This is a genomic window from Thermobacillus sp. ZCTH02-B1, from assembly GCF_002159085.1.
Classification (GTDB): Bacteria; Bacillota; Bacilli; order Paenibacillales; family Paenibacillaceae; genus Thermobacillus.
Map to the genome: position 1 here is coordinate 16,454 of NZ_LZRU01000046.1, position 17,608 is coordinate 34,061.

Here is a 17,608-nt window from a genome sequence, read left to right on the forward strand (position 1 = left end):
TCCATATGGCCGCGGAGATCAGCGCACGGACGGGAGGCGACGGAACGGCGTCCATGCCGGTCGCCGCGGTGCCGGCGGCGGACGGACGGACGCCGGCCGGCATCGCGCCATCGGAGGGCGAATCCGCGCAGCCGGAGGACGAGCCCGCCTGGCCGGGAGCCTGGACGGGCGACCCCACGGGCCGGAACGCGCCGCCGGGCATGGCATCCGGCCGGCCGCGGGACGGGACCGGGCGGCGGGCGGAGGCGTCCGGGCAACCGGCGGATCGTTCCGGGCATCCCGGGGCCGCCCCCGGACAGACGGGCCCGCAGCCGCCCCGGCCTCCCCTGCCGGGCGACGACGAACTGGAGGCCGTCAAGCGGTACGTGCTGCTCGGCATCGCCGTCCGCATCCTCGATCACGACATCCGCGTCGTCGGCTCGTCGAAGCTGAAGCTGCCGCGCTTCTACGAATCGGTCCTGCGCGGGCTGCAGGACCGGGCGCTGCTCGAGCTGGCCGCGCTGCGCCGGCTGTTCCGTTCGTCCGGCATCAAGGTGTACGAGGAGCGGAAGGAGGCGGAGGGGCTTACGGCGGCCTGGGTCTGCCGGGGCTACCACCACCGGTTCACGATGCCGTGGAGTTTCGTGCGGGCGGAGGCGGAGAGGCTGCTCAAGCGGTACGCCGCCCCGGAATGAATGTTCAACGTTTTGTCACACATGGCCGAAAACTTTGTGTCTTCCCGCAGTTGGTGGTTGAGAAGTTTCCATCGGGTTGGTTAATATAAGGGGTGGACATTTTACCGCACGAAGGGGAGCACGTGGCAATGCACAAATGGATCATGTTCGGCGTCTTCATCGCGGCATGCGTGTTCGGATTGTATCTGCTCGCGTTCGAGCTTCCGGAGAAGCCGGTCGATGAGTCGGAAGGTCTGCCGGAGGGCATGACGCTGCTCAAAATCGAGGCTTACAACGACTTCACGTTTGACCAGACCGAATACCGCGTGAAGCAGGGCGAGAGCGTCCGTCTCGTGCTGAAGAACGTGAGCGGCATTCACGGCATCGAGATCAAGGAACTCGGCATCAGGCTGGAAGGCGACAAGCTGCAGCAGGACGTCGTGTTCGACCAGCCCGGCGAATACGAGATCGCCTGCTCGGTCGCGTGCGGCATCGGCCATGCCGACATGAAGGCGAAGCTGATCGTGGAAGCGGCGTGACTGGCGGCGAGCCCGGCATGACGAAGGAGTCCGCGGGAAAGGCGGGCTCCTTTTTGCGTGCGGCGTTGCGGGCAGGTCAGGCCGGTGCGCGCTTTCGGTTCCGTCCGCGGCGGATCAGCCGGTCCGCGATCCAGCCGATCAGCGCGTAGGTGAGCAGCGTCAGCGCGTACAGGAGCAGGACGCTCGTCTCGTGGATGTCGACGATGAGGTCGGCCACCCACGCCGGCGGACTGAACATGAAGAAGAAGAGGTTGTGCGGATCGTATCCCGTGTAATTGTACAGGCAGAGCGCCAGCGCGATCAGCGTCATGACGATCGTGACGGGATATCGCATCGGGCATGCACCCTCCTTCGGCCGGGGCGGTTGCCCGGAATGGTGATCGTGGTATATTATGTGACCGTAAGCGCAAGGCCATGCATTTCCGGGGAGGAATGTCGGGGTGATCACCCATGTCGTCTTGTTCCGTCTGAAGGACCGCAGCCCGGAGAACATCGCGCGCACGGCGGAGGTGCTGCGCAGCATGGAAGGGAAGATCGACGAGCTCCTGTCGCTGGAGGTCGGCGTCGACGTGCTGCGCTCCGGCCGGTCGTATGACATCGCGCTCACCGCGAAGTTCGAATCGCTGGAAGCGCTGGGCGCATACCAGATTCACCCCGTGCATCAGGAGATCGTCAAGTACATGAACGAAGTCGGCGAGACGAGCGTTTGCGTCGATTACGAGTCCTGATTGGAATGCAAGTCCGAACCAATGGACAGCGAATCCGACCGGAAGGAGCGGGTGCGGCGGCATGAGCGACGTTTATGAAATGATGACCTATCTGCTCATCATCATCGTCAGCTGCGTTGTCATGACGGTCTGGTTGAAACGCAAGGCGCGCAAGCGCAATTCGCAGTAACGGAGGAACGGTCGGGTGTACTACGTCAACCGCGAACAGATTGACCTGCGCCTGAGCGCGCTGTCCGACGTCGCCGATGCGCTCGAATCGCTGGCGGCCGACTGGCAGGGCACCCTCCTGCAGGGGCTCGCGCAGGAGCGGGCGCTGCATCTGGCCGGCGAGATCGTGACGGACGTCGGCAGCTATCTGATCGACGGTTTTCTCATGCGCGATGCGAGCAGCTATGAAGACATCGTCGAAATCATCGGCGAGGAAGGGGTGTTTCCGGCCGAGCGCAAGGCGCCGCTGGCCGAGCTGGTCCGGCTGCGCAAGCCGCTCGTGCAGGATTACTGGCGGTGGGACCGCGCCGCGCTCCATCCGCTGACGCCCCGGCTGCCGGACGTGCTGCGCGCGTTCCGGCGGGATGTCGAATCGTATCTCGAGCGGGAGCTCGGGTAAGCGCCGCGCGGCAGCGTGTGGTCGACGGTGGGGAAAGAACCGGACACCGGTATCAGCGAGCCATCGCGCGGCTTATCGGTGAACGCCGCCATATCCCGTGTCGGATGCCATCGACCGCCGGTCCAGCGACCGGCGTTTTTTGTCGATTTACGAATCACATGCCGTAAGGTACAATATCAATATTCAAGGAGATGATTCGGGGACCCGGAGGTGGGCGCATTGACGGCTAGAAGCAGCAGGGAGCGGCTGTCCGGCGATGTCCGGCCGATCGGGCGGCACGACGGTCCGACCCGGCAGACGGTGCTGAAGCTGCTGAAAATCCGGGGATCGGCGACCGCCGGCGAACTCGCGCGCGAGCTCGGCCTGACCGAAATGGCCGTCAGGCGCCACCTGACGGCGCTGGAGCGCGACGGCTATGCGGTGTCGAGGCCGGTGAGGCAGCCGATGGGCCGTCCCGCCTACGTCTATGAACTGACGGAGGAGGCGGAGCAGTTCTTCCCGAAGAATTACCACCTGCTCGCGCTCGATATCCTGGAGCTGCTGGATCGGGAGGCGGGAGGCGAAGGCGCGGCGGAGCGGATGTTCGAAGCGCGCCGGAACATGCTGTACAACCGCCATGCCGGCCGGATGGCAGGCAAGACGCTGTCCGAGCGGGTCAGCGAACTGGCGGCGATCCAGAACGACGGCGGTTACATGGTCGAGGTCGAGTCCGCTTCCGGCCGGGAATACCTGCTTCACGAGTACAACTGTCCGATCGCCCGGATCGCGGAGCGCTACGAACAGGCCTGCGAATGCGAACTCGCGCTGTTCCGCGATCTGCTGGAGACGGACGTCGAACGGATCGAATGCCTCGCGAAGGGCGGGAACAAGTGCACATACCGCATTTCTGCCCGATCATGACCGAACGGCGGGAGACGCTCTCTCGCCGTTTTCATTTTGCTCGCGAGACAGGTAGCTCCTGCTCCACATTACAAATTCAACCGTAATGAGCCAACGCAAATCCGGAACCAGGCACGATCAGCCCGCCGCAAAATCCCCGCCGGACACCCGTCCCGCTGTGTCAGGACAAGCGCCCGCCGACTATAATGGCTATACGAATTGGGCATTCGTCCAGAACGCGGCCGAAGGGAGGGGCGGATATGGCGGAGTGGAGCGCGGCCGTCGCCGCGGCGTCGCTCGTCGTCCTGACGATCGCGCTGCTCGCCGTCCTGCGCGATGTTCGGAAGCGGATCGGCCGCTTCGAACAGGCGGTCCGCAGCATCGAGGCCGAGGCCGTGCCGCTGCTGCGCGAGATCCGCGGATTCGCGGCGGAGGCGGAGCGGCTGGCCCGGCAGGCGGAACGGCCGGTGGAACGGCTCGACCGGATGCTGGAGGCGGCACAGCGATGGGAAGAAGCCGTCCGCCGGTCCGCATCGACGGTGAGCCGGATCGCGGACGCGGTCGACAGCGCGGCGGCCGTCCATGTCGAGCGGGCGATCCTGAACAGCCGGGCGCGGATCGCCGAGACGCTCGACTGGGCCGAGCTCGGCTGGTCCGTCTGGAAATGGTGGCAGGCGAAGCGGGCCGAAGCGTCCGACTCCGGCCGCGCAACGGGCGAAATGCGCGATCCGGAATGAAAGGAGCGATATGCGTATGGCAACGAAACGCGAGATCAAGGGCTTTCTGATCGGCTCGGCCGCCGGCGCGGTGGTCGGGGCGGTCACGGCGCTGCTCTTCGCGCCGAAGGAAGGCAGGGCGCTGCGCCGGGACATCGCCGAAGGCGCGCGGAAGACGGTGAAGGCGGCCGGCGAAGCGGGCGAACGGGCGGGCAAATTCGCGGCGGATCTCATCGACGCCGCGGCCGTCTGGCGCCGGAAGAAGCGGGAGGGCGCGGAAGAGGCGAACGCCGAAGGCGCCGCGGAACCGGACGGAGCGGCCGGCGAGCAGGCGGTGTGACCGGAGCGGTTCCGACCGGCGCAGCGGGGAGGCGCCGACCCCTGCGTGCTGAACCGGCCTGAATCGGCGGTCCGGACTTACGGGACGGACCGGACGGGGAAGGAGACCGCACGCCGCCGGGGTCCGGCCTCTACGGAATCAGGCCTTCCCCGCGTCCTCGCGGCGCTTCCGGTTGCGGTAATCGGTCGGCGACATCCCGCTCCATCTGCGGAACTGCTTCGAGAAATAGAGCGGATCGCCGAAGCCGACCGAGGACGCGACCTGCTCGACGGGCAGGTCCGTCATGAGCAGCGACGCCGCGCGCTCCATCCGAATCTTCAGCAGATACTGCTTCGGCGACAGGCCGACGGCCCGCTTGAACATCGTGGAGAAATGGGTGCGGTGATAGCCGAACGAGCGCGACAGCCGGTCGATCGAAATCGGCTGCGCGTAATTCGTCGACAACAGGCGGACGGCCTGCGCGATCTGCCGCTCCATGACCGGAAGGTTCTCCCGCTCGTCCCGCGGAGCGGCGGCCCTTCCGTAGGCGGCCAGCAGCACGCGGAGATAGCCGGCGCTTTCCAGATCCGCGAGCTGCGGCGATTCGGCCCGCTCGAGCACCGCGCGGATCCGGCGCAGCAGCGGAAGCGCCCTGCGGGCGGCGCCGCGGATGACGGGCCGGTCCGCCGTCACGCCGTTTCGCGTCAGCAGCCCGTATGCGGCCGTTCCGGTGAACGCGACCCAGGCATAGCGCCACGGGTCGTGCCTGTCCGCTTCGTAGCTGAACAGTTCGCCGGGGAAGATGACGAATGTATCCCCCGCTCTGCATTCAAACGTCTGTCCGCCGGCGACGAACAGGCCGCAGCCGGAAATGACCGTGTGGATCAGGTAGTAATCGTGCACCGCCGGGCCGATCTTGTGCCCCCCGACAGGATCGCCCTCTCCGCAGAAAATGACGGACAGTTCGCCGGAACCGGGAGCGGGATTGATGCCCAGCAGGAAGCGGGTATGGTCCGTAAGCATGGCCGTCGACACCCCGATGCGATGTTTGCTGCTACCCGATGATAGCGGAGCGCCGGACATTTGTCCATATGCCCCCGGCGCACCGGGGCCCCTGCGGCCGGCAACGCCGCATCCGCCCGCTATCGTCCGGCTTCCGCCGCGCCCGCGCCGAGTCAAATCCGCTCCGACGCAGGTACGTTTCCTTCCGCCCCGTCATAGTGTATGGTTGACGGCACCCGGCGGAATGAAGACGAAGAAAGCGGTGTATTTGTGCGACAACCGATTGCGATACTGGATTCCGGTGTGGGCGGGCTGACGGTCGTCAAAGAGGTGATGCGTCAGCTCCCGCGCGAACGAATCGTCTATTTCGGGGATACGGGGCGCGCGCCCTACGGACCCCGGCCCGCGGAGGAAGTCATCCGCTTCACGCGGGAAATCGTCGATTTCCTGGCCCGCTTCGACCCGAAACTGATCGTCGTGGCCTGCAACACGGCGACCGCGTACGCGCTGGAGGCGGTCCGGCCGCTCGTGAAGGTGCCCGTCGTCGGCGTGATCCAGCCCGGCGCGCGGGCGGCCGTCAGGCGCACGGTGACGGGGACGGTCGGCGTGATCGGCACGGAGGGCACGATCCGGAGCGGCGCCTACGAGCGGGCGCTCAAACGGCTCTCTCCCCGGATCGAGGTGGTGAGCCTGGCGTGTCCGATGTTCGTGCCGATCGTGGAGAAGGGCGAGTTCCGGTCGCCCGAGACGTACCGGATCGTCGCCGAGACGCTGGAACCGCTGCGCCGCGCGCCGATCGACACCCTGATCCTCGGCTGCACGCACTATCCGTTCCTCGCGGACGCCATTTCGGCCGCGATGGGACCGGACATCGCGCTGATCAACTCGGCGGAGGAGACGGCGCGCGACATCGGCGCGATGCTGCAGGAGTCGGACCGGCTGTCCGGCGAACCGGAGACGCCGGCCCATCAGTTTTATTGCAGCGGCGATCCCGGACTGTTCCAGGCGATTGCCCGGCAATGGCTGCGGGAACAGACCGCCGGCGTGCCGATCCTCTGGCAGGTCCCGTGCATCCGCTGATTCTTCCGGTTGAACTTCACCGGCCGGTTCATTACAATAAGATGAAGCGCGGCCGGGCGGCCGGCGTCCGCCGTCATCCTGACGCGGGCGCATGCGCGGCAAGAAGGGAAGGATCGCGGATGAAGGTCGGCATTTCCCGCACCATGGGCGTCATGCAGGACAGGAACGGGCCGTTCTCCGGCGGCGTCGGGATCGACGGTTTCCTCCCGCCGCGGGGAAGTTTCGGGATCGCGCTTCCGTCCGGGAGCCGCTGCGGTAATCCCTGAACAGGCCGGGACGGAAGCGGAGCGCCGGACCATGGCCAACGATATCCGCATCTGCGACAAATGCCGGTTCATCCGGGTGAAGACGCTGGTCCCGAAGCTGAAGAAGCTGGCGCCCGACGCCGAGATCCGGATCGGGTGCCGGAATTACTGCGGTCCCTGCTCCCGGAAGGCGTTCATCTGCGTCAACGGCAGATACGTCACCGCGCCGACCGAGGACGAAGCGCTGGCGAAAGCCGCTCAATACATCCGAAAATCCTGATCGACCGGGCGAAGATCAGCCGGCCCTGCCGGCGATCTTCGCCTTTTTGCCGTCCGTTTCCGCGCCGCGCCATTGGCCGACGAGGCCGTGTTCCACCACGCGCGCGGAGGCGGCGATTTCCGCTTCGGCCGCGCGCCGGGCTTCCGCGCAGCGGGCTCCGTCCGTCGGCCGCCCGGTCTCGAGATCGAAGCAGACACCGCCGCCTTCTTCCGGCGGCCGCGCGGCGTAGTAGAGGCGGCCGTCCGTACACGAGCCGTTGCGGAAGGCGATGACCCGCCCCGCCGTCTCCGGGTCGGGCACGGGCCGATTGGCGCGATCCGCCGCGGGACCGCCTTCCGGTCCGGTGATGAGCGGCAATCCGGCCATGATCCGCCCGCCCGTGCCGATGCCGAGCAGGTGGAGAATCGTCGGCGCGATGTCGATCTGACCGGCCGGAACGGAACGGACTTCGCCCGCGAACGCGCCGTCCGGGAGGCGGACGATGAGCGGCACCGAGCGCAGCAGAAGATGCCGTTCATGCTCCTCAAGCGGCCTGCCCAGGAACCGCTCCCACAGTTCCCGGTCCGTAATGGAAAGGTCGTGATCCCCGTAAATGACGACGATCGAACGCTCCCAGAGCCGTTCCGCCTTCAGCCGGTCGACGAATTCGCCGATCGCCGCGTCGACGTAATGGACGGCGGCCAGATAGTTTCCGAACAGCGTGCCCTCCAGCCCGCCGGCGTCGAACAGGGTGGCGGAAGCGGGCAGATCGTAGGGGTGGTGTCCGGACAGCGTAACGAGAAACGCGAAGAACGGCCGGCTGAGCCCGTCGAACCGGTTCAGGGATTGCCGCAGGAACGACCGGTCGCCGAGCGACCAGCCGACCGGTTCGTCCATGACGAAATCCTGCCTGCTGAAGAAGCGGTCGAACCCGATCCGCGCGTACATGACGTTCCGGTTCCAGAATCCGCCGTCGTAGGCGTGGAACGCGGCCGTCCCGTACCCGGCTTCCTTCAGGATGCCGGGCAGGCAGTCGAAGTCATGGTCGGTGTGGCGGACGAAGACGGAGCCCGCGGCAAGCGGATGCTGCGAGCAGAGCGCCGCGAATTCGGCGTCCGACGTCCGGCCCTGCGCCGTCTGGTGGAAGAACCGGTCGAAGTAGACGCTTTCCCGGAGCAGTTCGTTCAGCCTCGGCGTGATCGGCTGCCCGTTCCATTCCCGGCCGATGACGAAGAACTGCAATGCTTCCGCCTGGATCACGATGACGTTGCTGCCCGCATACCGCCCGAACAGGCCGTCCCGGGCCATCGCTTCCCGCTCCGTTCCGCGGTGCGCGAACCAGGCGGCCGCCTCCGCCTCCGCTTCCGCGGCGAGCGGTTTGCCGGCGAACTCCTGCTTCATGTAGCGGTAAACGTCATAGGCGTGAAATCCGAACAGCCCGACCACGTTGTAGATCGAGACGTTCCACCAGTCGGCGCCGAACAGCCCGGCAGCCCAGCCGGTCTTCGCTCCGCGGACCGGCAGCGCGGCCATCAGGAAGCCGGCGGCGTACAGCCCGGCGCAGATCGCGGCCCGGATGCCGAATCCCGAGCCCGTGCGGCCGCCGCGCCCGTGTCTGCCCGCAAGCAGCGGCGCGAGCAGGGCGAGCGGCCAGTCGGCAAAGAGCAGCAGGTCCTTCGGCTCGGTCAGCGCCGCGATGCTGCCGCCGAGCGCGCCGACCTGTCCCGCCTGAAGCAGCGCCGGCACGGAGATCAAGTCCCGGAAATAGCGAAAATACAGCAGATCGGCGTACAGGATCATCGTGAGCGACACGTTCAGCACGGCGAGCGCCATAAGCCGGGCGCGGACCGGAACGATCAGCGTCCAGCCGGCGAGCAGGAGGAGCGTGCCGCCCGCGACGAGGACGTCGTCCACGGTCCATTCCATGTAGCGGACGCCGATCCACCGGTTGAACAAAGCCAATTTGACCATCATCGCGGAAACGAACAGCGCAAGACCGCACCGGAGAAAAGCGGACGGCCGAAGCGGCGCGCTGTCCCCCGCGAACCCGAACAGACGCATGCCCTTCGCCTCGCGCATCCGATTTCGCTTCCGGAACGGGCCGGCAAGCGATACAATCCAGTATGGGCGAACGGACGGAGAATAGACGCGCAGGATGATCCGAAGGCAAGGGAGGATACCCGGAATGAACGATATCGAAGCATACGTGAGCCGGCTGCTCGGAACCGATCCGGATCTGGAACGCGCGATGGAGGGGATCAGGGAGGCGGACATGCCGGAGGTGTCGGTCGCGCCCGGATACGGCCGTCTGCTCACGATCCTCGCCATGGCGGCGGGCGCGCGGGATGCGCTCGAGATCGGCGCGCTTGGCGGGGTGAGCGCCATCTGCATCGCCCGGGGCCTTGCGCCGGGCGGCGCGCTGATCTCCCTCGAGCTGAAGCCCGAATACGCGGCGATCGCCCGCTCCCACGTGGAAGCCGCGGGATTGGGCGATCGCGTGCGGTTCATGGTCGGCGACGCGCTGGAGTCGCTCGGGAAGCTCGAAGGGGAAGGCCGGCGGTTCGATTTTGTTTTCATCGACGCGGACAAGGGCCGGTATCCCGACTATCTCGAATGGTCGATCCGGCTCGCGCGGCCGGGCGCGCTCATCGTCGCCGACAACACGCTGCTGCGCGGCCGGGTGGCGGAGCCCGGAACGCCCGGGCCGTCCGTCGCCGCCGTGCGGGCGTTCAACGAGCGGCTCACCGGCGATCCGCGCCTCGTCGCGACGCTGCTGCCCGGTTATGACGGCCTCGCCGTCGCCTTCGTGAAGGAAGTGTGAGCGACCAGCGCAGACGTGAGGAGGAAGAGGGCGGCCGACAGCAGGAACAGCCCCTCGATGCCGATCAGGCCGCTCGTCAGCCCGCCGAACACCGGACCGATCATGTTGCCGAGGGCGAAGATGCTGCTGTTGAAGCTGTAGGCCCGGGTCTCCATGCCTTCCGGCGCGTGCCGGCGGATCAGCGCGTTCACGCTCGGCACGAGCCCGCCCAGAAAGACGCCGAGCAGGAAGCGGATCGCGAGGAGCTGCCACACCGCCTTCACGAACGCCTGCGGAATGAACATGAGCCCGGCGCCGGCGAGCGAGAAGCCGAGCACGCGGTGGGCGCCGATCCGGTCGCTCAGCCGGCCGAGCAGCGGCGCCGCCAGCATGTTCGATATGCCGGTCACCGCGCCGACCATGCCGGACCAGAACGCGAGGTTCGCGGTGCCGTGCAGCTCCTGCACGAACAGCGGGAGGAGCGATTGCGAGTTCATCTGCGAGAACTGGATCAGGAACGTGCAGCCGAGCATCACCATGAGCGGGCGGATGCGGCGCAGCTCCCGCCAGCCCTGCAGCACCGACGCCTGGGGCGCGGCCGCCGCCTTCTCGCGGTCGAAGTTCTCCCGCACGAGGAAGAGCGCGAGCAGCGACGCGCAGAACAGGAGGCCGCCCGTGATGTAGAAAATCGGGCGGAAGCCGAACCGGTCCGCGAACACGCCGCCCATGAGCGGCCCCAGCACCGTGCCGGCGATCATGCCGGACTGGAGGACCCCCATCGCGAACCCCATCTTTTCCCTCGGCGTCGTCGCCGAGACGAGCGCAACGGCCGCCGGGTTGAACCCCGAGATCGTCCCGTTCAGCAGCCGCAGCGCAAGCAGCTGCCAGGGGTCCGTCGCGAATCCCATGAGCAGCGTGACCGTCGCCATTCCGAAGCCGGAACGCAGCAGCATCACCTTGCGGCCGTGCCGGTCCGCGAGCCGGCCCCAGATCGGCTGGAACAGGAACGCCGTGACGAAGTTTCCCGCGAAGATGACGCCGGTCCAAGCGGCGACCTCATGTTCGTCGGTCAGGCCGAAGTCGGACTGGAGATACAGCGACAGAAACGGCATGATCATCGTCATGCCGGCCAGCGCGAGAAACTGTCCGCACCAGAGTACGATGACATTGATCTTCCACCGTGGCATGATCCCGCCGCCTTTCACAATCTCTACTATACCACAATTCGATCGGGTCCGGGCGGCGGCCGGCTTTCGGCGGATTCCGGCGGCGGGGGCATGCGACGGTCCCGCGCATCCGGCTGAGAAGGCGGCCGACGCCTTTTTTTGTAAATCATCCCTCCGGACGGATGCGCGCCCGGATTGATTCGATGCGCGATATCGGGTACAGTTAAACGGGATGACACGTTCCATCAGGGGAGGGAGGAGCGGCATGGAACCGAAGCGAGTGGCCGGCGCGCGGATGATCGTTTCGCTGGCGGCGGGGTTTTTGCTGTGCGCGGTGCCCGTGCCGTTTCCTTCTCCGGACGAAGCGCAAGCGGACAAGCCCGGAGCGGAGGTATGGACGGATGCGCCGCGGGACAGGCTCGGACCGGTCTCCCGGCAGCCGTCCGGCGGGCCGGTCCAGGACGGACCGGACGCATCGGCTTTCCGCCCGGACGGCGGAAGGCGCCCGGGGCTGCGGCCGGATTCGTCCGGCCTGCACGCGATGCCGGATTGGCCGGAAATCGTCGATTTCCGGCTCGTCCTGCTTGCGCCGCTCAAGTTCGCGACGAATTACGTGGACGGCGGTTCGGCACGCTAGGAGCGGACGCATGAAGAGGACATGTTGGCGTGAAACATGATTCTGACGCGAAATGACGGAGGCACGATCGCACTGATGAAGACGAACAAAAACCGGTTGCTCGGATTGATATTGACCATCCTGATCTCCCTGACGACGGTGGCCCTTACCTCGTCGACCGTGCTGAAGGGTCTCAGGCTCGGCCTGGACCTGCAGGGCGGGTTCGAGATTCTGTACGAGGCGGAGCCGCTCGTCGAAGGCGGCGAAGTGACGAAGGATGCGCTGCGCCAGACGGCGAAGGCGCTGATGATGCGTGCCGACAAGTACGGCGTGGCGGAACCCGAGATCGTGCCGGAGGGCTCGAACCGGATCCGCGCGCGCATCGCCGGCGTGTCCGACGAGGCGACCGTGCGCGAGATCATGAAGAAGCCGGCCGAGCTGACGTTCCGCGGGCCGGACGGGACGATCGAGCTGCGCGGCGTCGACTTCAAGGAAGGCGCCGCCAAGGTCGCCTTCAACGAGTTCAACGAGCCGATCATTCTGATCGAAGTGAAGGACCGGAAGAAATGGGAGGACGTCACGCGGAGGCTGCTCCACCAGCCGCTCGCGATTTATCTGGACGATGATCTGATCTCCGCGCCGGTCGTCCAGTCCGTCATGACCGACGGCAAGGCGCAGATCCACGGCAGCTACTCGCTGCAGGAGGCGAGGGAGCTCGCCGAAATCATCAATCTCGGTGCGCTGCCGCTCAAGCTGACGGAGAAATACACGCAGTCCGTCGGCGCGACGCTCGGCAAGCGGTCGCTCGAGCAGACCGTCTACGCCGGCATTCTCGCGACGATCTTCATCCTGCTGTTCATGATGATCGTCTACCGGCTTCCCGGCGTCATCGCGAGCGTCTCGCTCATCGTTTACAACTGGGGCATTCTGCTCATTTATTACTGGATGAACGCGACGCTGACGCTGCCCGGCATCGCGGCGTTCGTGCTCGGGGTCGGCATGGCCGTCGACGCGAACATCATCACGGCGGAGCGGATCCGCGAGGAGATGCGCTCCGGCAAGTCGCTGATCGCGGCGCTCAAGTCCGGCTCGCGCAACTCGCTCCGGACGATCATCGACGCGAACGCGACGACGACGCTGGCCGGCGCCGTGCTCTATTTCGTCGGCACCGGGGCCATTCAGGGCTTCGCGATCATGCTCATGCTGAGCAACGTGTTCAGCATGGTGACGAACGTCGCGTTCTCGCGCTTCATGCTGAATCTGCTCGTGCGCAGCAACGTGTTCAGGAAGCCGGGATACTACAACGTCAGGGAGAAGGACATCCGTCCGCTCTCCGAAAAACGATCGTTTGACGACGAGCATTACTACCGCATCTTCGACTTCGTCAAGCACCGCCGCGTCTTCTTCTCGATCTCGGGGGCGCTCACGGTCATCGGCATCGTGTCGCTGCTCGTCTTCGGCCTCAACTACGGCGTCGACTTCAAGGCGGGCACGAGCATGGACGTTTTCGTCGGCAAGGCGGTGACGCAGGAGGAGGCCGAAGCGGTGATCCGCGAGGCCGGCTTCGAGGCGGAGTCGGTCGTCGTCGGCGGGGGCGGCGAGCGCGTCTCGATCCGCTTCGACCGGGTGCTGGATGCCGAGGCCGGCGAGTCGAACCGGCTGCTCGCCGCGTTCCGCGAGAAGTTCGGCGACCAGGTGTCGGCGGAGGAGAACACGGTCGACCCGGTCATCGCGCAGGAGCTCGGCATCCGGGCGATCATCGCGGTTCTGTGCGCGAGCGTCGGCATCATCGCGCTCATCATGCTGCGCTTCGAATGGCGGTTCGCGCTGGCCGGCATCATCGCGCTGCTGCACGACGCGTTCTTCGTCGTCACCGTGTTCTCGCTGCTCAGGCTTGAGGTCAACCTGCCGTTCATCGCGGCGATCCTTACGATCATCGGCTATTCGATCAACGACACGATCGTCATCTTCGACCGGATCCGCGAGAACATGCGGTTCGCGAAACTGCGCACGTTTGACGATCTGTGCCGGCTCGTGAACGTGAGCCTGTCGCAGACGCTCGTCCGCTCGGTCAACACCGGGCTGCAGGTGCTCGTCGCGGCGCTGCTCCTGCTGCTCTTCGGCAGCGAGTCGATCCGCCTGTTCTCGCTCGCGATGACGCTCGGCACGGCGATCGGCATCTACTCGTCGATCTATATCGCCTCCCAGCTCTGGATTGTCATGAAGTGGCGTTCGATGCGGAAGAAGCCCGCTTCGCCGTCCGCGGCGCCGGCGGCGGAGCCGGTCTGATGAACCGGATCAAATGTCATCGAATTGTCATCGTTGCCGCCGCCGGTCCGGTTGTTGTCCCGGGATGAAAAGGGCATAATGAGAAGAAAAGCCATCGGAACGGAGTGCGGCGATGCGTTTCAATGACCGCTTCCTGCGCGCCTGCCGCGGCGAACGCACGGACCGCGTGCCCGTCTGGTACATGCGGCAGGCCGGGCGCTACGACCCGGAATACCGGAAGATCAAGGAGAAATATTCGCTGCTCGACATTTGCCGCAATCCCGAGCTCGCCGCCGAGGTGACGATGATGCCCGTGCGGAAGCTCGGGGTGGATGCGGCGATCCTTTATTCGGACATCATGAATCCCGTCATGTCGCTCGGCGTCCAATTCGACATCGTGCCGAACGTCGGGCCGGTCGTCGACGAGCCGATCCGTTCGAGGCGGGACGTCGAACGGCTCCGGCCGATCGACGTCGAGGGCGATCTCGGGCACGTGCTCGAGACGATCCGCATCCTCGCCCGGGAGCTTGACGTTCCGCTCATCACCTTCGCGGGGGCGCCGTTCACGATCGCGAGCTACCTGATCGAGGGGCGGCCGTCGCGCCGGTATCTCCGCACGAAGGCGCTCATGTACGAGGACCCCGGACTTTGGCGCGAGCTGATGGACAGGCTCGGCGACATGGTGATCGCCTACGCCCGCGCGCAGTTCGCCGCGGGCGGCCGGGCGTTCCAGCTTTTCGACAGCTGGGTCGGGGCGCTGTCGCCGCGCGATTTCGAGCGGTACGTGCTGCCGGCCATCCGCCGGATCTTCGACGGACTGGCCGATCTCGACATGCCGAAGATTTATTATCCGGGCGTAAGTTCCGGCGAGCTGCTCCCTTCGCTCAGGGGCTTGAAGGCGGACGTCATCGGCCTCGACTGGCGCGTGACGATCCGCGAAGCGCGTCGCCGGCTCGGCGGCGGCTACGCCGTGCAGGGCAATCTCGATCCGGCCGTGCTCACGGCGCCGATGGCGGTCATCGAAGAGCAGGCGGCGGAGATCATCGACCAGGGGATCGAGGAGCCGGGCTTCGTGTTCAATCTCGGCCACGGCCTGTTCCCGGAGGCGTCCCTCGACAAGATCGCGGCGCTTACGGAATTCATCCATCGCTATTCGGAACGCCGTCTGCGGGAATTCGGGCCCGTGCCCGCGGCGAAGGAGGAGAAGCGCGCATGACGGACCGTCCGATCGGGGTGCTGGTCATGTCGTACGGCACGCCAAAGTCGATGGATCACATCGAAGCGTATTACACCCATATCCGGCGGGGCCGTCCGCCGACGCCGGAGCAGCTGGCCGAGCTGACCGAGCGGTATCGGGCGATCGGCGGCGTCTTCCCGCTCCGGGAGCATACGGACCGGCAGGCGGCGGGACTGCAGGCGCGGCTCGACCGGGAACATCCCGGCGCGTACCGGATCTACCAGGGGCTGAAGCACGCGGAGCCGTTCATCGAGGACGGCGTCAGGGCGATGGCGGCGGACGGCATCCGCGAGGCGGTCGGCATCGTGCTCGCGCCGCACTATTCGGTCATGAGCGTGGGCTCCTACATCGATCGGGCGCGGAAAGCGGCCGAGGCCGAAGGCATCCGGATGGCGTTCGTCGAGTCGTATCACCTCCATCCGAAGCTGATCGAGGCGATTGCGGTCCGGCTGCGCGAGGCGCTCGCCCGGTTCGGAGGTCCGGAGGAACAGCGGCGCGTGAAGGTGCTGTTCAGCGCCCACAGCCTGCCGGAGCGGATTCTGTCCATGGGCGACCCCTATGTGGATCAGCTGATGGCGACGTCGCGCGCAGCGGCGGAGGCGGCGGGCGTTACGGATTGGGAGTTCACGTGGCAGAGCGCCGGCCGGACGAACGAGCCGTGGCTCGGCCCGGACATCCTCGAGACGCTGGAGCGCCTCGCGGGCGAAGGCGTGAAGGCGGTGCTGTCGGCGCCGATCGGTTTCGTCAGCGACCATCTCGAGGTGCTGTACGATCTCGATATCGAAGCGAAACAATTTGCGGCGGAGCGGGGCATCCGGTTCGAGCGGATCGACATGCTGAACGACGATCCGCTCTACATCGGGGCGCTGGCCGAACGGGTGACGGAGGCCGCCGCCGGCCTCGCCGACGGAAAGCGGGGCTGACGGCATGGCGGCAACCGGAAAGCCGATCGTCGTGGTCGGCGGCGGGATGACCGGGCTCGCCGCCGCTTACTATTTGCGGAAATTCGCCGGCGACGCGGGGATCCCCGCGCGCGTAACCATCGTCGAGGCGTCGAACCGGCTTGGCGGCAAGATCGAGACGCTGCGGAAGGACGGGTTCGTCATCGAGAAAGGACCGGACTCGTTCCTCGCGCGCAAGAAGGCGATCCTCGAGCTCGCCGCCGATCTCGGCATCGAGGATGAACTCGTGCCGATCAATCCGTCGGGGAAGAAGTCGTACATCGTCTTCCGCGGCAAGCTGCATCCGATGCCGGACGGCCTGATGCTCGGCATTCCGACCGAGATCGCGCCGATGCTCCGCACCGGCCTGCTGTCGCCCCTGGGGAAGCTGCGCGCCGGGCTCGATTTCGTCCTGCCCGCGCGGAAGGGCGGCGGCGACGAGTCGATCGGCGCGTTCCTCACGCGCCGGCTCGGACGGGAGGTCGTCGAGCGGATCGCCGAGCCGCTGCTCGCCGGCATCTACGCGGGCGACCTGGACAGGCTGAGTCTCATGGCGACGTTTCCGCAGTTCCGCGAGGCGGAGCTCAGGCACGGCAGCCTGATCCTCGGCATGCGCCGCGCGATGCGGCGCCGTCCGGCGGCGGGAGCGGACGGATCGCCGGCGGCGCGCGCGGGCGCGGAGGCGGAGGCGCGGTCCGCCGCGTCGGGGAACGGCGCGGAGCGGTCCGGGGCGGAGCCGCATGCCCCGTCCCCGGCGGACGCGATCCTCGCCCGGTTCAGGGGCGCGCCGTTCCTGAACTTCCGCCGCGGGCTGGCGACGATCGTCGAAGCGCTGGAGCGGGAACTGGCCGGTGCCGATTGGCGGCTCGGCCGGCGGGCGGTCGCGCTGCGGAAGGGCGGCGCGGGCGATTCCGGCGCCCGATACGCGGTCGTCCTCGAAGACGGGGAGGAGTTGGCGGCCGACGCGGTCATCGTGACGGCGCCGGCCTGGGAAGCGGAGAAGCTGCTCGGCGATCACGTGGATTGCGGCATGCTGCGGAACGTCCGGTACGCGTCCGTCGCCAACGTCGTACTCGCGTTCGACAAGGCGTCCTTCGGCCGCGAGTTCCACGGCTCCGGCTTCCTCGTGCCGCGCGCGGAAGGCCGCCAGATCACGGCCTGCACCTGGACGTCGTCGAAATGGCTCCACACGAGCCCGCCGGACAAGGTGCTGCTGCGCTGCTACGTCGGGCGCGCGGGCGACGAGGATGCGGTGTCGCTGCCGGACGACCAGCTCGTGCGGCTCGTGCGGCGGGATCTCGAAGAGCTCATCGGCGTGACGGCCGCGCCGGAGATGACGGAGATCACGCGGCTCCATCGCTCCATGCCGCAATATCCGGTCGGCCACGTCGAGGCGATGCGCGATTTCCGGCGAAGGCTCGCCGAAGCGCTGCCGGGCGTCTGGGCGGCCGGCGCGGCGTTCGACGGCATCGGCCTGCCGGACTGCGTGCGGCAGGCAAGGGAGACGGCGGAAGCCGCGATCCGCGAATGGCGGGACATCGCGCCCTGACGAC

Annotated in this window: 19 protein-coding genes; 15 read left to right on the forward strand and 4 right to left on the reverse strand. The window is 66.9% G+C overall.

The genetic code is table 11. From position 1 onward, the window contains the following. The first annotated feature begins 5 nt into the window (after positions 1-5). Together A9Z00_RS15600 and A9Z00_RS15605 are read left to right on the forward strand one after the other, a co-directional pair. Complete coding sequence (locus A9Z00_RS15600; RefSeq protein WP_296979360.1) at positions 6-674, forward strand: YhjD family protein; 669 nt, start codon at positions 6-8, stop codon at positions 672-674. A 128-nt stretch (positions 675-802) separates the two neighbouring features. Continuing rightward, complete coding sequence (locus A9Z00_RS15605) at positions 803-1,192, forward strand: cupredoxin domain-containing protein (protein ID WP_296979362.1); 390 nt, start codon at positions 803-805, stop codon at positions 1,190-1,192. 76 nt (positions 1,193-1,268) lie between these two features. Here the strand turns inward: A9Z00_RS15605 and A9Z00_RS15610 are convergent, their stop codons facing one another. Continuing rightward, positions 1,269-1,526: a hypothetical protein gene (locus A9Z00_RS15610; protein ID WP_296979364.1), complete on the reverse strand. Its 258-nt coding sequence runs from the start codon at positions 1,524-1,526 to the stop codon at positions 1,269-1,271. Between the two features lie 106 nt (positions 1,527-1,632). Here A9Z00_RS15610 and A9Z00_RS15615 point away from each other — a divergent pair, with 106 nt between their 5' ends. From A9Z00_RS15615 to A9Z00_RS15635, 5 genes are all read left to right on the forward strand, one after another. Then, complete coding sequence (locus tag A9Z00_RS15615; RefSeq protein ID WP_296979366.1) at positions 1,633-1,920, forward strand: Dabb family protein; 288 nt, start codon at positions 1,633-1,635, stop codon at positions 1,918-1,920. 184 nt (positions 1,921-2,104) lie between these two features. Further along, positions 2,105-2,527, forward strand: a complete 423-nt coding sequence (locus A9Z00_RS15620; protein ID WP_296979369.1) for a DUF86 domain-containing protein — start codon at positions 2,105-2,107, stop codon at positions 2,525-2,527. 219 nt (positions 2,528-2,746) lie between these two features. Continuing rightward, complete coding sequence (locus A9Z00_RS15625; RefSeq protein WP_296979371.1) at positions 2,747-3,427, forward strand: helix-turn-helix transcriptional regulator; 681 nt, start codon at positions 2,747-2,749, stop codon at positions 3,425-3,427. A 239-nt stretch (positions 3,428-3,666) separates the two neighbouring features. Then, positions 3,667-4,143, forward strand: coding sequence for a DUF948 domain-containing protein (locus A9Z00_RS15630; RefSeq protein ID WP_296979373.1), 477 nt, complete (start codon positions 3,667-3,669; stop codon positions 4,141-4,143). 16 nt (positions 4,144-4,159) lie between these two features. After that, positions 4,160-4,462: a YtxH domain-containing protein gene (locus tag A9Z00_RS15635; protein ID WP_296979375.1), complete on the forward strand. Its 303-nt coding sequence runs from the start codon at positions 4,160-4,162 to the stop codon at positions 4,460-4,462. Positions 4,463-4,600: 138 nt separating this feature from the next. Here the strand turns inward: A9Z00_RS15635 and A9Z00_RS15640 are convergent, their stop codons facing one another. After that, on the reverse strand, positions 4,601-5,464 hold the full coding sequence (locus A9Z00_RS15640) for an AraC family transcriptional regulator (protein WP_296979377.1): 864 nt from the start codon (positions 5,462-5,464) through the stop codon (positions 4,601-4,603). 249 nt (positions 5,465-5,713) lie between these two features. Between A9Z00_RS15640 and racE the strand changes: the two genes are divergently transcribed. Both racE and A9Z00_RS15650 read left to right on the forward strand, forming a co-directional pair. After that, entirely contained in the window at positions 5,714-6,523 is an 810-nt protein-coding gene (racE, locus tag A9Z00_RS15645) for a glutamate racemase (RefSeq protein WP_296979378.1), read from the forward strand. A 297-nt stretch (positions 6,524-6,820) separates the two neighbouring features. After that, on the forward strand, positions 6,821-7,048 hold the full coding sequence (locus A9Z00_RS15650; RefSeq protein ID WP_296979379.1) for a YuzB family protein: 228 nt from the start codon (positions 6,821-6,823) through the stop codon (positions 7,046-7,048). A 15-nt stretch (positions 7,049-7,063) separates the two neighbouring features. On the opposite strand, the gene A9Z00_RS15655 is transcribed toward A9Z00_RS15650, so the two are convergent. Further along, positions 7,064-9,106 carry an LTA synthase family protein gene (locus A9Z00_RS15655; RefSeq protein ID WP_296979381.1) on the reverse strand — a complete coding sequence of 681 codons (2,043 nt, stop codon included), beginning with the start codon at positions 9,104-9,106 and terminating at the stop codon, positions 7,064-7,066. 106 nt (positions 9,107-9,212) lie between these two features. Here A9Z00_RS15655 and A9Z00_RS15660 point away from each other — a divergent pair, with 106 nt between their 5' ends. Next, positions 9,213-9,848: an O-methyltransferase gene (locus A9Z00_RS15660; RefSeq protein WP_296979383.1), complete on the forward strand. Its 636-nt coding sequence runs from the start codon at positions 9,213-9,215 to the stop codon at positions 9,846-9,848. Here the strand turns inward: A9Z00_RS15660 and A9Z00_RS15665 are convergent. Further along, on the reverse strand, positions 9,809-11,014 hold the full coding sequence (locus tag A9Z00_RS15665; RefSeq protein ID WP_296979385.1) for an MFS transporter: 1,206 nt from the start codon (positions 11,012-11,014) through the stop codon (positions 9,809-9,811). The genes A9Z00_RS15660 and A9Z00_RS15665 overlap by 40 nt on opposite strands. Positions 11,015-11,258: 244 nt before the next feature. Here A9Z00_RS15665 and A9Z00_RS15670 point away from each other — a divergent pair, with 244 nt between their 5' ends. The 5 genes from A9Z00_RS15670 to hemG all read left to right on the forward strand — a co-directional run bounded on the left by A9Z00_RS15670 (position 11,259) and on the right by hemG (position 17,604). Continuing rightward, positions 11,259-11,630, forward strand: a complete 372-nt coding sequence (locus A9Z00_RS15670) for a hypothetical protein (protein WP_296979386.1) — start codon at positions 11,259-11,261, stop codon at positions 11,628-11,630. A gap of 75 nt (positions 11,631-11,705) precedes the next feature. Beyond that, on the forward strand, positions 11,706-13,898 hold the full coding sequence (secD, locus tag A9Z00_RS15675) for a protein translocase subunit SecD (RefSeq protein WP_296979388.1): 2,193 nt from the start codon (positions 11,706-11,708) through the stop codon (positions 13,896-13,898). Between the two features lie 112 nt (positions 13,899-14,010). Further along, positions 14,011-15,093 (forward strand): uroporphyrinogen decarboxylase, encoded by a 1,083-nt coding sequence (gene hemE / locus A9Z00_RS15680; protein ID WP_296979389.1) that lies wholly within the window; start codon positions 14,011-14,013, stop codon positions 15,091-15,093. Further along, the gene (gene hemH, locus A9Z00_RS15685) at positions 15,090-16,037 is read left to right on the forward strand and encodes a ferrochelatase (RefSeq protein WP_296979391.1); all 948 of its coding nucleotides are present in this window, start codon (positions 15,090-15,092) and stop codon (positions 16,035-16,037) included. Before hemE ends, hemH begins: the two co-directional genes overlap by 4 nt. A gap of 4 nt (positions 16,038-16,041) precedes the next feature. Beyond that, positions 16,042-17,604: a protoporphyrinogen oxidase gene (gene hemG, locus A9Z00_RS15690; protein ID WP_296979393.1), complete on the forward strand. Its 1,563-nt coding sequence runs from the start codon at positions 16,042-16,044 to the stop codon at positions 17,602-17,604. Positions 17,605-17,608 lie beyond the last annotated feature (4 nt).